Source organism: Mesoplasma entomophilum (assembly GCF_002804125.1).
Lineage (GTDB): Bacteria > Bacillota_I > Bacilli_A > Mycoplasmatales > Mycoplasmataceae > Mesoplasma > Mesoplasma entomophilum.
Map to the genome: position 1 here is coordinate 610,892 of NZ_CP024966.1, position 15,750 is coordinate 626,641.

14 protein-coding genes and 1 tRNA gene are annotated in these 15,750 nt (G+C 27.1%); all 15 read right to left on the reverse strand.

The window, feature by feature from the left end:
* Nucleotides 1-849, reverse strand: a complete 849-nt coding sequence (locus tag MENTO_RS02710) for an HAD family hydrolase (RefSeq protein WP_099651331.1) — start codon at nt 847-849, stop codon at nt 1-3.
* A 4-nt stretch (nt 850-853) separates the two neighbouring features.
* Nucleotides 854-1,999, reverse strand: coding sequence for an alpha/beta hydrolase family protein (locus MENTO_RS02715; RefSeq protein ID WP_099651332.1), 1,146 nt, complete (start codon nt 1,997-1,999; stop codon nt 854-856).
* A gap of 12 nt (nt 2,000-2,011) precedes the next feature.
* Entirely contained in the window at nt 2,012-2,794 is a 783-nt protein-coding gene (locus MENTO_RS02720) for a MurR/RpiR family transcriptional regulator (RefSeq protein WP_099651333.1), read from the reverse strand.
* Nucleotides 2,795-2,863: 69 nt separating this feature from the next.
* A complete protein-coding gene (gene tsaD, locus MENTO_RS02725) occupies nt 2,864-3,817 on the reverse strand; it encodes a tRNA (adenosine(37)-N6)-threonylcarbamoyltransferase complex transferase subunit TsaD (RefSeq protein WP_099651334.1) in 954 nt (317 codons plus the stop codon).
* Nucleotides 3,818-3,829: 12 nt separating this feature from the next.
* Nucleotides 3,830-4,234 (reverse strand): PH domain-containing protein, encoded by a 405-nt coding sequence (locus MENTO_RS02730; protein WP_099651335.1) that lies wholly within the window; start codon nt 4,232-4,234, stop codon nt 3,830-3,832.
* A 41-nt stretch (nt 4,235-4,275) separates the two neighbouring features.
* A complete protein-coding gene (locus MENTO_RS02735; protein ID WP_099651336.1) occupies nt 4,276-5,220 on the reverse strand; it encodes a DHH family phosphoesterase in 945 nt (314 codons plus the stop codon).
* Between the two features lie 118 nt (nt 5,221-5,338).
* Nucleotides 5,339-7,045: a hypothetical protein gene (locus MENTO_RS02740; protein WP_099651337.1), complete on the reverse strand. Its 1,707-nt coding sequence runs from the start codon at nt 7,043-7,045 to the stop codon at nt 5,339-5,341.
* Nucleotides 7,046-7,126: 81 nt separating this feature from the next.
* On the reverse strand, nt 7,127-9,532 hold the full coding sequence (gene leuS / locus MENTO_RS02745; protein WP_099651338.1) for a leucine--tRNA ligase: 2,406 nt from the start codon (nt 9,530-9,532) through the stop codon (nt 7,127-7,129).
* Between the two features lie 96 nt (nt 9,533-9,628).
* A tRNA-Ile gene (locus MENTO_RS02750) sits at nt 9,629-9,705 on the reverse strand.
* 76 nt (nt 9,706-9,781) lie between these two features.
* A complete protein-coding gene (locus MENTO_RS02755) occupies nt 9,782-10,273 on the reverse strand; it encodes a hypothetical protein (protein WP_099651339.1) in 492 nt (163 codons plus the stop codon).
* Entirely contained in the window at nt 10,266-13,727 is a 3,462-nt protein-coding gene (locus tag MENTO_RS02760) for an AAA domain-containing protein (protein ID WP_167372688.1), read from the reverse strand. The genes MENTO_RS02755 and MENTO_RS02760 overlap by 8 nt, the downstream gene beginning before the upstream one ends.
* Nucleotides 13,728-13,818: 91 nt before the next feature.
* Nucleotides 13,819-14,214, reverse strand: a complete 396-nt coding sequence (rpsI, locus tag MENTO_RS02765) for a 30S ribosomal protein S9 (RefSeq protein WP_011183390.1) — start codon at nt 14,212-14,214, stop codon at nt 13,819-13,821.
* A complete protein-coding gene (gene rplM / locus MENTO_RS02770; protein ID WP_011183391.1) occupies nt 14,214-14,666 on the reverse strand; it encodes a 50S ribosomal protein L13 in 453 nt (150 codons plus the stop codon). Before rplM ends, rpsI begins: the two co-directional genes overlap by 1 nt.
* Before the next feature lie 91 nt (nt 14,667-14,757).
* Nucleotides 14,758-15,324: a tRNA (adenosine(37)-N6)-threonylcarbamoyltransferase complex dimerization subunit type 1 TsaB gene (tsaB, locus tag MENTO_RS02775; protein WP_099651341.1), complete on the reverse strand. Its 567-nt coding sequence runs from the start codon at nt 15,322-15,324 to the stop codon at nt 14,758-14,760.
* Between the two features lies 1 nt (nt 15,325).
* On the reverse strand, nt 15,326-15,745 hold the full coding sequence (tsaE, locus tag MENTO_RS02780) for a tRNA (adenosine(37)-N6)-threonylcarbamoyltransferase complex ATPase subunit type 1 TsaE (protein ID WP_099651342.1): 420 nt from the start codon (nt 15,743-15,745) through the stop codon (nt 15,326-15,328).
* Between the last annotated feature and the right edge of the window lie 5 nt (nt 15,746-15,750).

Sequence of the window (15,750 nt, forward strand, 5' to 3'; positions counted from 1 at the left end):
TTATTCTCCTTTTAATACATATTTTTCTATAAATTTACCAACACCACCGTTTAGGTTAGTATCAGTTTCATATTTAGCTATTTTTTTAATTGCAGGTACTGAATTACCCATTGCAACTGAATTTGGAACAACTTCAAACATACTAATGTCATTCATGTTATCTCCAAAAATTAAAATTTCATCTAGCTTAACATTTAATAACTCCGCTAATTTTAATACACCATTACCTTTACTTGCGTTTACATTTATAAACTCATAAATTGGTGTTGACTCTACATTACTTCTCATTTTATTCAAGACTGTGGATTTATTAGTTGCTTCAAATCATTCAAGCATAGCGGCTTCTTCTTGTTCCTCAACAAATATCATAAATTGAATTACATCTTGATAATTTTCAAATGTTTGAACATCAACTGCTTCTATATCATATTTATCAACTCAGTTTCTTTCTTTCAAAGACTTGACATTAATATCAAGTTTATTTCAATAAGCGTGAGCTGGTACTTTTGTATATGCTAATGTTGGAATGTTTAATTCAAACATTTTTTTCATAAATTCTTTAACTAACTCAATATCAATTGTTTCACAATAAGTTGGTTCAAATGATGATACTTGTGAAATAACAGAACCATTTGAAAAAATTGAAACATCTGAATGCTTATCTACATCAAACATTTTAGCTCTAACTGATCCACTTGATCATCCTTGCCCTGTAACTACCGCTACATGAACACCTTGTTCAGAAACTTTTTTTAACATTTCTAAATCAAATTTATTTGATATCTTTCCATGTTCTAAAATAGTTCCGTCTAAATCTGTTGCAATTAATTTAATATTAGTTAATTTCATTTATTTATTTTCCCTTTTTCTTATTTTTTGTTGAATTTACATAGAAGGTATTAACTTCATATTTTTCTAAGAAGTTGTTATCAATAATTTCTGAATTAATACCTAAGCTTTTTAAAGCTCTTTCTGTTGCTTCATCGTTTTTCATTATTTTGTTTTCAAACATTAATCAACGATATACTGTTTGGTAATAATGATGTTTTAATGATAAACAATGAGAAGAGTAATCATATATTAAAATTTCATCGTCTCTCGAATGAACTGATCTTTTAACAAACAGTCTCATTGAATCATCAAATGGAGTTACATTATCATTTCTACAATGCATTAAAAACATTGGAAAAATCATTTTCAAATCTGATTCATAGTATTTAAAAACATCCAAATCATTTCAATCTAAATCAGTATCCTGAATTTGATTTTTAATAATTCTATTAATAGATTTACCAACTTTTTTATAACTTACAAGATTTTTTAATCAAACATTTCTTGTATGAACTAAAAGTGTTTTAATACTTCCGTAGTAAGAATCTGAAATTGCCCATTTAATATTATATTTAGAGAATTCCTCATTGTATTTTACAATACCATATTGCATTGTAAATCCACCCATACTCATACCCATTAAACCTATTGTATCTGGTTTATGGTTTTCATGTAATCATTTCATTGCAGCTCTAAAGTCTTTAACTTCACTAGCTCCCATTGTGACAAAGTCAGTACTTTCAGACTCACCATGATTTCTAAAATCAAAAACCAAAATGTTATAACCTAATTCAATAAATGGTCTAGCTTCAAATAATGCTCAATATTTGTGGCCAGCAAATCAATGTAATGATACAACTCATTTTTTAGAATTTGGATCAGTAATGTACTTCATTCCTGAAATAATAACGCCATCTTCAGTTTCAAAATTAAAAGGAATTAAATTATCTGTAGCTTTTAATTGTAATTGAGGAGTTTTATAAAATTTACGCATAATTTTATTCATACGTCTTAATTCAGGATAATAATATTTGTTTTTATTTGTTTGACCCATTGTTGTTTCTAAAAGTTTATAAAAAAGTTTAAATCGTAAATTAACTCTTTTAAATATTTTAGTACCTAATTTTGATCTAGATTTTTTATGCTTTTTTATACTTACTTTGGACATATATTAATCTCCTTATTTTTTTTCACTATTTAAGTAATGGTAAATTAATAAATCGTTAAAGTAATGGAAAGGTAATGATTTTGAAATTAAAACATTGTCATCATTAATCTCAACACCATCAACAATTAATGTATGAACTAAACTTGCATTTAATTCAACATCTTTTGAAGGCACCTTACCTGAAATAAAGATTGATTTACCTTTTTGTTTTTTAATTGCTTCAATAACTTTTGCTAAGTGAGTTGATGTTCCATATTTTGTTACAAAAATGTATAAATCATTTGTTTGAGTATTTTTGATTCTATTGTTAATTGAATCTCAGTCAGAGTCTAATAAAGTTACATTTAAACCTTGATTATAGAAAAAGTTTGAAAGATCCATCGCTGGTCCTCTTAATACTGCTTCTCAGTAGCAAACAACAATTCTTGGAGATGAATTAATTAAATTAATTGTTTTAACTAAATTAGCTTTTTTAATTAAAGTATAATTTTGTTTAATTAAATTAATATATCCGTTAGCTACGTTTTCATCATTTTTTGCAATATTTAATTCTGCATGTTCAACATCGTTTGCTAAACAAATCATGAAATCTCGATATCCATCAATATTCATTTTTTTCAATAAATTATAAATTGCACTAAACCCTGTTTTTGCACGTCTTGCTAATTCATCAATCTTAATGTTTTCTTCTACTATTTGTTTTGAATTGGTTTTAATGTAATCAACAATAATTAATTCACGTGTAGTTAAATTATTTTCCTCAATTGTTGATAGTTTTGCTAGAAAAGATCTCATATTTTCCTCCGTTTATTATAAATTATGCATTTGACTAATTATTTATTATATTTTATCATTTTTTGGAAATTAATTACTAATTTTCAATTTTTCATATGCCAATTTTGCTATCATTGCTGCATTATCTGTACAATATTCCATCTTTGGAACAAACGTGTTTGATATATTATATTTTTCTCCTAATGATAAGACAATGTTTCTTATTTCACTATTAGCACTAACACCACCAGCTACAGTTAGTGTTTTTGGTTTAAACTCATTAATTGCTTTTTCCAATTTCTTTTCAATTATTTTTGTTGCTGTATATTGAAAACTAGCTGCAACATCTGCAACAGGAATGGTTTCACCTTTTTGAGTTAAATTATGAATAATATTAATGACTGCAGTTTTTAAACCAGAATAAGAAAAATCATAACTTTCATCATTTTTAGGAATAGGGAATACAAAAGCATCTTTGTTTCCTTCTTTAGCTAATTTGTCAATTTTTGGTCCACCAGGATATCCTAAACCCATTACTCTAGCGACTTTGTCATAACATTCACCAATTGCATCATCTAATGTGGCTCCAATAATCTTAAAATCATTTGGTGAATTAATAATTTCTATTTGTGTGTGCCCACCACTAACAACCATTGCCAATACTGGATAAATAAATTCATTTTCGATTGAAGCTCCATAAATATGTCCTTCAATATGATGTAATGGCATTAAAGGTTTATCAATGTAACTAGCAATAGTTTCAGCAACTAATTTACCTATAATTAGAGAACCAATTAAACCTGGTTTTTCTGTGTATGCTACATAATCTATTTCTTCAATTTTTGTGTTTGATGATTCTAAAGCAGCTTTAATAACTCAAGATATGTTTTCTAAATGTAATCTTGCTGCTAATTCAGGCACAACACCACCAAAATTAACGTGCTGCTCTATTTGGGATGAAATAATATTTGATAATATTTTCCCATCATCAATTATTGAAATTGAAAACTCATCACAACTAGATTCAATAGCTAATATTTTCATGTGTCCTCCTTCTTATAATGAAATTATAAATTCTTCATACATTTTTGATATGTTATATCCAAATTTTTGTGCAACTTGTGTATGTAAATAATCAATTTTAAAGATATTTCCATTTTTGAAAATCATAGTTAAATCAGCGATGTCTCCAAGCACGCCTAACTTAACGTCCTCAATTTGTTCTAGACCATATTGTTTGATTTGGCTTGCTGTTTGAATAAACTTGCTAATTGTAAATAGTCTCTTATTTGTTAATAAAATCATATGTGCAAAAGCATTAATTTCTCCAACAATGATATCAATTACATATTCATCAGATAAAAAATATTTTTCTACTTCGAAAAATTCTTTTTTTTCTAATAATTCATATTTATCAAAATTGTAAATCTCTAATTTACTTAAGTATTCTTTGTTGTTCATAAATAGATTATAACAAATAAAAAAACCACATTATATGTGGTCTATTCATTATCGATTATTAATTGATTTGCATCTTCAACAATTTGCATTGCTTCATCCATATTATTAATGATTGCACCAGCGGCCATTTTATGACCACCTCCGCCTCATTTAACAGCTAAATCATTAACTGCAATACCACTTGAACGGAATTCAACTCTTCATTTTCCATCTTCTCTGATTGAGAAAGTGATTCAAATGTCAATTCCTTCTAAGTCTTTTAATAAGTTTGAAAACTTACCATTTTCATCATAACTTAAATTATATTTTTTCATTAACTCATCAGTTAAGATGATATATCCAACTTTATGATCAGTTACTTTAGCTGATGCTATTAATTCTGATTGTAAAGCTAAAACTGGGAATGAACGTTTGTACATAGTTTTATACATTTCAAACACATCAAAACCAGTTTCAATTAATCTAGCACATACTTCGAAAGTTCTTGGTGTAATACCACCAAATAAAAATCTTCCACTATCTGTACAAATACCATGATAAATAACTCTAGCTGCAACTGGTGTTATTTCTCAGTTATTATTAACTGCTAAATCTGCAACCATTTCACTAGCACTTGTGTAATTTACATCAACTCATGATAAATCTCCATATGGAGTTGCATCCGGATGGTGATCAATTTTCAATAAAAATGCACCTTTATCATAATTTTGATTGTCAATTCTTTCAACATTACCACAATCAGTAACAATTACTAATGCATCCTTAAATATTGCTTCATCTGTAAAAACATCAGGTGTTCCTGCGTGTTTTAAATATCCTATTTCTTCACCAAAAGCATAAACTTCCTTATGTGGGTAATTTGTTTTAATTAATTCTTTTAATCCTAATTGTGAACCATAAGCGTCGCCATCTGGAACAATATGTCTTAAAATGATTATTTTGTCGTATTTTTCAATAACTTCTTTTATTTGTTTGTAAATCGTCATAAATCTCCTTTTATATTATTAATATTTTACCAACTATTTGATATAACATTTTATTTTACAATAAAAAAAAGCAATCCCCTGCGGAATTACTAATTTTTATTAAAATCTATAGAACTAATTATTTAGTTGCTTTTGTAGATTTTGTTGATTTTTTTGCTTTTGCATTTTTTAATGCATCTGCTTCAACTGCTTTACGTAATTCTCTAGCCATGTTTGGTGAAATTAAGTTGTTGATTAAGAAACTTGAAATTGATAAGTAAATTCAGAATCCAACTAAAGTAACTCCATTAATTGCTGAGAAAATGCTTTGTAAACTATGTCCATCTGGTCCATATAAAGCCATAAAGTTTGAAACAGTAGCAATAGTTCATGCGATCATTGGTAAAATGATTCCATCAACTAATAATTTTTTAGATAATGTTTTGTGTTGTTTAAAGCTATCTACTAATGTAGCAATTACATAGAATATTAAACTTGTTGATAATACTAAGTAAGCTACTGCTGAGAATCAAACTCAAATTTGAGATGATGATCCTGGAGCAACGATGTTAACTTTTGATACACCAACAATTCCTGCTGAAATTGTAATGAAAGTTAATACGTATAATGAGTAGAAAATAATAGCTGGTTTAACTAAAATATTTTTGATGTTTTTGTATTGTTCATTTCTGAAGATCATTAATGAATGAGCAATAATAGTTAAAATTACTCAAGAAATGAAGAATGTAGCTGCTACAGCTAATGTTCTTACATCACCTGTTAAATTAGAAACTAATCCATTAATTAATCCACCAACAAATGCTGAAATAATAACTGCTGGTATAAACATTGCAACTAAGAAGAAGTTGAATTTGAAGATTTCTAAACTATAAATTTTTCATCCTAAATTGTTATCTGCTTTATTTTGTAATGCTTTATGGTAAGCAATTGAATATTTTGAACCTGTTGCACAGTATTCATATCCACGTTTTAAGTCAAAGAATAATTCATCTCCACGACCATTAATTGAACGTCTTCTTTCTTTTTCATACATCTCTTTGATTGATTCTGTTACAACTCCTGCTGCTTCAGCAAAAACTGTTACATCTCCTTCTTTGATAAGTACTGAACAAATTTCATCCATCATAATGTTTAAGAATTCTGGTTTAAATGCTAATCCTGAATATGCTGCATAATCAGCTTTAACTGCATCAAAGTTTCCTTCTGCTAATTTAGCTTGTAAACCTTCTGTAAATGAAATTGTTTTTTGGTAGTTGTATAAAACGTTTGATTGACGGTTTTTCATGTATGATTTCATTCCAATAACTGTTCCAAATAATAATTGTTTTGTTAATGGTACGAACATTGCAAATACTCCCCCAACTAAAATCATTTTGAATGGATCCAATAATGTTTTTAGTAATGAGTTAGCTGCCATAAATCCGTTTAATACATATGTACCTGCTCCAGCTTTATCATTTGCTGCATTAATAAGAATTTTAATAAATTCTACATTTGTAGCTCCTCCAAGTGTAAATGCACTTGAAGTTAAGAATGCTTTTCCATTTTCGGTTCCTTCAGCAAAAACTGAAATTGGAGTTGCAACTAAAATATCTTTAGCTGTTAAGCTTGATCCAGCTGCTTGTAACAAATTATCAATTTGTGCTGAATTCGTAATTCCCGCAACAGCTAATAATTCATCTAAAGTTTTGTTTCAGTTTGTACCTGATCCTAATTGAACTGCACCAATGTTGTAAATAGCAACTGAGTCAATTCAAGCTGAGTAACCAAAGTAAATAACTGCAACAACTAGTAATAAAATAACTAATCTAACTGTTTTTCTCATTTTTTCTAATCCTTTCTTTTAACCAAAATATTATAACAAAAAAAATCAGTGTCAATACTAATTTTTTTGTTTTTTGCACCCTTATTTAATTACTATGTTAACAATTCTGTCAACAACAGCAATCTCTTTGATGATTTGTTTATCTTTGATATAACTAATGATATTTTCATGTTTCTTAGCTAATTCTAATAACTTATCTTTAACTGTTCCTTTTTCTACTTCAATGGTTGCTCTTAATTTACCATTAATTTGTAAAGCAACAACTACTGTGTTTGAAACTAATTTACTTGGATCAAAGACTGGTCAAGCTTGTTTTGTGATTGAAGGAGCATGACCTAGTTTTTCTCATAATTCTTCTCCAATGAATGGAGCATAGATACTTAACATTTTGACAAACCCTTCAATGTAAGGACGATAAACTGGTCCTTCATGTTTATAAACTGCATTAACAAATATCATTAATTGTGATATTGCTGTATTAAATTTTAATGATTCAATCATTTCACTTACATTTTTAACTACATCATTATAAACAAAGTCTAATTTAGTATCATTTACATCAGTTAGTTCAGCAGAAACAACCATTCTATAAGCTCTATGAATTCATTTTAAAGCAGAATCTAAACCATCTTCACTTCATGGTAAAGAAGCATCTAATGGTCCCATGAACATTTCATATAATCTTAAACTATCAGCACCATGTGTTGAAACAATATCATCAGGATTAATTACATTTCCTCATGACTTAGACATTTTTCTACCATCTGGTCCTAAAATCATTCCTTGATTGAATAATTGTTTAAATGGTTCTTTAACTGAAGTAATTCCTAGATCATATAATACATAGTTTCAAAATCTTGCATATAGCAAATGACCAACTGCATGTTCTTGTCCACCAACATATAAATCAACTGGCATTCATTTTTCAAAACGTTTTTTAGCTTCTGCACTATCAATGTCAATAAATTCATTTTCTCCATCAGCTAAGATATAAGCTAAGTAATATCAACTTGATCCTGCAGATTGAGGCATTGTATTTGTTTCTCTTCTGTATTTAACACCATTAATTTCTACATTAACTCATTCTTCAACATTAGCTAATGGTGATTCTCCAGTACCACTTGGTTTAATATTTGTAATTCTTGGTAGTTCTACTGGTAAATCTTCAATTAAAGTAATTTCTTGGTTTGGTCCATATAAGACTGGAAATGGTTCACCATAAAATCTTTGACGTGAGAATAATCAGTCTCTTAGTTTATAGTTTGTTTGTTCTCTTCCTCAACCATGTTCAACAGCAATTTTTGTCATAGTTTCAATAGCTTGTTTTTTATCCATTCCATTTAGAATGTCTGAGTTAATAATTTTACCTTCGCCAACAAAAGCTTTTTCATCAGTTTTGTTTTCAATGACAAATTTTTTCTCTAAGTTAAATTTAGTTGCAAACTCTCAATCTCTTTTATCATGAGCAGGAACTGCCATAACAGCACCAGTTCCATAGTTGGCTAATACATAATCACTTACTCATACTTGAACTAACTCACCAGTGTGAGGATTAATTGCATAACTTCCAGTGAATACTCCAGTTTTTGGTTTTGATTCATCTTTACGATCAATCTCTGATTTGTTTTTTGCTAGTTCAATATAAGTTTGAACTTCACTTAATTGTTCAGGTGTTGTAATATTTAATACTTGTTCATGTTCTGGAGCTAAAACAATATAACTAACTCCATAAATAGTATCTATTCTAGTAGTGAAGACAGGAACTTTAATATCATTAACTAAAAAGTCTAATTCAACACCAGTTGATTTACCAATTCAATTTCTTTGTAAATCTTTAATTGAATTATTTCATTCTAGTTCATCTAATCCTTCTAATAAACGATCAGCATATTCTGTAATTTTTAAAACTCATTGACGCATTTTACGTTTAGTTACTGGATGTTCTCCACGCTCACTAACCATTAATCCATCTTTTTCAATAATTTCATCATTAGCTAGAACAGTTCCTAATTCTTGACATCAGTTAACTTCAACATCACGATTTTCTGCTAAACCTTTTTTATACAGTTGATTAAATATTCATTGAGTTATTTTGTAGTAGTTTGGGTTAGCTGTTGAAATTTCTTTATCAAAGTCATAACTAAATCCCATCATTTTTAATTGGCGTTTAAATGTTTTAATATTTTCTAAAGTAAAATCAATTGGATCATTACCTGTTTTTAATGCATACTGTTCTGCTGGTAATCCAAAGGCATCTCAACCCATTGGGTGTAAAACATCATATCCATTCATTCTTTTATAACGAGAGAAAACATCAGTTGCAGTATATCCTTTAACATGACCAACATGAATTCCAGCTCCGCTTGGGTATGGAAACATATCTAATACATATGATTTTTTATCTGATGTATTAGTTGTTTTGTTTGTATTATTTTCTTCTCAATATTTTTTTCATTTCTTTTCGATCGCTTTATGTGAAAATTCCATTTTAAACTCCTTATAAATATAAACTATTATTTATTTTACTATTTTTTAAAAAATAAAAAAAGTAATAATCAAATGATTATTACTTGTGATATCTAATGGTCGGAATAATTGGACTTGAACCAACGACCTCTCCGTTATCAGCGGAGTGCTCTAACCAGCTGAGCTATATTCCGAAAACAAAAATATTGTATTATTTTTACAATATTAAGTCAATAGAAAAGTGAATAAAAGTAAAAAGTATCTCTTTTTTTATTCGACTACCCTACTTTTTTTGTATTTTTTTCTTTCTTCATCAGACAAAGTTTGAGGTACATTTTTTTGTCTCATAACTTTATTTTCATATAAATCAGAATTATTTTCATATTCTATAATTGCTTCTGAAATTTCTGCTTTAAAATAGTTTTTTTCAGATAAATCTTGCTTAACTCAATAGTCAACTAAGTTCTTTAACTGATTCATTTTTTTAGGGCCTCTTGATTGAACAGAAGGTTTTAATGAATATCCACCTTTTCTTTGATCTACAATTTCATTTCTTATACTACTAATTAAGTGGGCCTTGTTATCAAGGTTTTTTCACTCATAGCCATTTCTGCCCAAAGAATTAAGGGATAAGGATATTATATTTTCTATTTCTGTTTCAAAATCTTCTCTGGCTTTTTTACTTGCTAATGCTGTTAATAAAAATAAAGCAAAAATTCCTAAAATAACTATAAATATTATTATTGGCAAAAAACTAGTCATTCTTTTCATTCTCCTTTAATCTATAACTTATTTCATTTAAAAATTTATTTCTATTTACTTTATCTTTGTTTCATCAATCAATTGATGAAATCCTTATAAAGTTTCATCCTCTATTTTCTAAAAAAATTTGTCTTTCTATATCTCTTTGTCTATCATATGCTGATGAATGATATGCTCAACCATCACACTCAATTGCTAATACAAATTTATTATCCTTTAAATCATAAATTGCTTGATCTATTTTGTAACCACTGCAAGGAACCTGAGTTTTAATTATATATCTAGATTCTAATTTTTTAGTTATCTCATTATAAACTTCTTCTTCAAAGTCTGAATCAAATTGCAATATTTCACTTGTTTGGGCTTTAATGTTAATATCATTTTTATTATTTAATAATAGTTGGATTTCGCGATCATTAATTTCATGTTTTTGTAATAACTCAGAATACTTTAAAAATGCTTTAAAATTTACTGCACCAATCGATTCTTTTTTTGGATTCATAATTTCAGATTGAATTGATTTAATTATATACATTTTTTCTTTTGCCCTTGAAATTGCAACGTTTAATCTCTTTTCTCCACCAACTTGATTTATTGGTCCAAAATTATTTCTAAATGAACCTTGCAAATCTTTAGAAAAACTTATTGAGAAAATAATTATATCTCTTTCATCACCTTGTACATTTTCAATATTTTTAATAAAAAGCGCTTTGTCCTTATCTTTTCTATTATAGTTTTCATTTAAATCTACATTAGTTTCAATTTCTTTTTCGACTAAAGATTCAATATATTTTTGCTGGTGTTGGTTAAATGTGATAATACCTATTGACTTTTCTTTTTCAGATTTAACAATTTTTCTCAATAATTTTATACATTCCTCAGCCTCAACAATATTAATATCATTTTGTTTTTGTCCTTCAACATCAATGATTTCGATAGGTTTTGAAGAAGGGTTTCATGGGTCACTAACAACATTTAGTTTCCCTTCATAATATTTATAATTAGAAAATTGAATAAGTTCTTCATACTTACTTCTATAATGAAAATTAAGCATATATCTTCTATATCTTCCTTTAGCGAAATCAATTAGTGATTCGTTATTTGAAAATTCTAATAATTCTTCTTGTTCATCAGATATGCCTTCTGTATATTCGTTTTCTATTTTATTTCTTGTTGAGAAAAAATCTGTTGGTTCTAATTGTTGGTCATCTCCAGCAATAATAAATTTTTTTGATCTAAACATTGCTGGCAAACATTTCTCGATAAAAATTTGTGAAGCTTCATCAAAAATACAATATTCAAACTCTTCTTTTTCCATTGGTATAATTCTTATATTTGAAATTGTTTCAGGCGATGCAAATATAATTGGGTACATCAATTCAATTAATGGGTAGAAATTATCAAATCAAGTTTTTAATCTAACATTTGTTTTAACTGAATCAATTCTTTTTCCCATCAAATTAAATAATGAAGAAAGTTCTCTTTCTGTTTCTGTTTTTACATCGTAGTATCTTCCGTTTAAAATTGTATTGCTTATGTAATTAATTCTTTTTGCATATATATCATTTAAATCATTTTCATTTTTTAATTTTATTTGCTTCTTGAATTCTTTCATTCAGTCAGTTTTATTTCATTCCAAAATACTTAAATTTTCAGATTCGAAATTATTATTATAAAAATTATAAATGTCTTCAACAGAAACATTTTCATTTTTAAATAAACTTATAGTTTGGATTAAGTCAAATAATTCTTCTTTTGACATGTAACCCATGATTTCAGAACAATTGTCTAATTCACTTATTGAATCACTAAATTCTTTTGAATTAATGAAATTAGTGAATTTCTTTTTTGAGAAAATACCAATCTTAAATGAAACTTTGTTTTTAATTTTTGAGTTAAAAATTATCTCTCTGAATTTTTCAGATTTAAAAATTAAGTCAACTAAAATACTTGTCTTTTCAAATGAAACATTAAAATATTTGCTTACTCTTTTAAGCGCATTTAATATTTCTTTATTTGTAATTAAATTAAAATTTTTAAAAACTCTTTCATATAAATCATTGTTTAGCTCAAAAGAATTATCAATTCTTTTGTTAGAAATTATTTTTAAGCTTTTTAAATAATTTTTACCTTTATCACTACCCATGACTTTTTTATAAGTTTTAAGATTTTCAATTATTTCTTCAAGCTTAGTATCATATTCTTTTGATATATTGTCAAAAGTGTTATAGATCCCTAATTGTTTTTTCTTAAATATATCATTTTTCACTAGATTGTAAAAAGCAGAAATTTTTTCATGAATTTCTTTTGCACTTTCATTGTTATGAAGCATTAATACAAAATTGTTTAATTTGTTTAATTTATCATAAACCACATTTGATGCAACTCTTTTCTCTGTAATAAAAATTGCTTTCTTTGTAACTTTATTCATACTAATTATATTTGCTATTAAATTAACTATTGTTTGAGACTTTCCTGTACCAGGCGGACCAAAAATAAATGTTGATTGTTTCAAAGAATTTTTAACCGCATCTTTTTGTGAATGATCCAAAATCGATATTGTTTTGATTTCATTATCTTTTGTTTCAGTTATATCCGCACTGAAAATATCAAATACTTCATTTGATATTTCTTTAAGGAAATTAGCGTCATTTTCAAATTCTGAATATGCAGATAAAATGTTACCTGCAGCTAAATCAAAAATACCAATAGCGCAAATATCTAATGGGTATACTTTAAACCCTTTTTCAAATCCTTGCTCTAAATATTTTTCCTTTGTTTCTTTTTTTGTGTAACCTTTTACATCAGAAAAAGTGTTATTAAATGTATTCAGAAATATTTGATCATTAACTTCAAGATTTAAACCAGCTAAGTTTAGTAGTCTTTTAATTGTTTGTATTGTTGTTTCATAATCTAAAAAGTCATCTGAGTTATATTCATAAAAATTTCATTTAAGATTATTTTTGTTTGCTATTAAATTAAAAAGAGCGTTGTTTATCACAAATTCATTTTGAATATCAATAACAAATGTTTGGCCATAATTTTCGACCGATACTTTATTTAATAAAATGGGTGCTCTAAAATAGTCTTTATCTTCATTTCCTAAAAGTCCATGAATAAAATACTTTCCTATGTACATACATTCTTGATTTTTTTCTGATGTTAGACTTTTATTTTTACTAATTATATTTTTTAGTTCTCTTATGTAACTATTGATTTCTATATATTTCTTTGATTTAAATTCTTCAGTATTATTTCTAAAATCAATTTCAATTTTATTTTTTGAAAACTTTTGACTTAAAGTTTCAAATTCTGTCAATAATCCTTTTTTTTCAAATTTATATAAGTTTATTGTTTGTGAATTTTTTAGAAAACTATTATAAAATGTGCTTCCTCTTCTAGTAGTATTTAATAAACGTGATTTAAATTCTTTCATTAACTCTATATTATTCATAATTTCTCCGGTCTTATTTTTAGTTAAATATATTCTAACCAAAAAAACATAAAAAAAACTCTTAAAAGAGTTTTTTGCTGAAAATGTTTGATTAACGTTTTGAGTATTGAGGTGCTCTACGTGCTCCACGAAGACCGTATTTTTTACGTTCTTTAATACGTGCATCACGTGTTAGCAACCCAACAGCTCTTAACCCTTTACGGTAATCTTCACTAGCAACTAATAATGCTCTAGCAATTCCTAAACGAGTTGCTCCAGCTTGACCAGTAAATCCTCCACCTTTAACTGTAACAGTGATATCAAAATCTTTTTCTGTTCCAGTTGCTACAAGTGGTTGTTCTAAGTCTTGAACTAATGTTGGATATGGGAAGAATTCTAATGCAGGAACACCATTAACAATGATGTTTCCTTTTCCAGGAGTTAAGATAACTTGAGCTACAGAAGTTTTTCTTCTTCCAGTTCCTCTATAAATAACTTTTTCTGCCATTATTTGTTATCTCCTTTTTTTACGAATGTTAAAACTTCTGGTTTTTGAGCTGCGTAAGGGTGGTTTTCACCAACAAATACGTGTAATGCTCTAAATTGATTTCTTCCTTGTACATTTTTTGGTAACATCAAACGAATTGAACGTTCTAAAATTTTAGTTGCGTCTAATTCTCTTTGAACTGCTACAGTTCTTCTTCTTAGTCCACCTGGGTGCATTGAGTGGTGGTAGTATGTTTTATCTGATTCTTTTTTACCAGTAAATAATACTTTCTCAGCGTTAATGATGATAACGTGATCACCATTGTTCATGTGAGGTGTGAAGTCAACTTTATGTTTACCTCTTAAGATTCTAGCTACTTCTGTAGATAATCTCCCCACATTTTGTCCTGCTGCATCAACAATATATCAATTTTTTTTGATATCTTTTGCAGCAATTAATGTTGTTTGTTTCATGTGCTTTTTCTCCTCTTATTTGACTTGTCCGGGGTCTTATAAATGTAGTAAGCAAAATTATTATAATACATTTGTTTGTAAATTTAAATTCCTAAATGAAATTTTTTATATATAAAGGTGAAATTTCTTCAATTTCATTAACTAATATAAATTTATCTTCTAATAGATTAAATGTATCAAGATAATCAACTGATTCATTATCTTTTTTAATTATAAAGTCATTATAAGTTTTTTTGATGTCTTCTAATTCTTCTAAACTAACTACAGTTTCTTTTATTAATGGTTTTTGATTTTCATAAACACCAAGATAATATTTATTACCTCTAGCATCGAGAACAGAAATTATTTTATCATTTGAAGCTTGAAAAGCTAATGAATTCATTAAATAAACTTTGATTTCATTATTTAAAGTTTTTAAAGTTTTAACAATTGTTAAACCAACTCTTACACCAGTATAACTTCCTGGACCATTGGTTAAGTAAAATTCTTCAATATCATTAATTTTTAAATTATTTTTGCTTAATAACATAGTGATAGTAGATAAGGCAATATCACTAACTTTTTTAGTATCTGGCAATATTAGACTGTCAATTATCTGATCATCTTTTTTTAAAATTAAAACTAACTTTCAATTACATGTATCTATAAACAATTTCATCTTAATAATTTCTTTCTATTTTAATTTTTCTAGTGTTTTCATCAATTACCAATATTTCGATTTTTAGGTTTTTAAATTCATTAAAGTCATAATTTAAATTTGTTCATCATTCAATGATGTTAATATTGTTATCAAATTCTTCTAAAAACATTTCAATATTTGACTGTTTGTCTAATCGATATGCATCCATATGATTTATCACCAAATTATTAGTAGTTTCGTATTGATTCAAAATATTAAAAGTTGGTGATGTTACATTCTCTTCAACACCTAATGATTTAATTAATTGCTTAGTCAAAGTTGTTTTACCAGCTCCAAGATCCCCTGTTAACAATAAATAAACTTCACCTTTAACGCTTTTTAATTCATCAGCAATTTTAATGGCTAGATCTTTAGTTTCATTAATGCTTTTGATAATCATTAAAA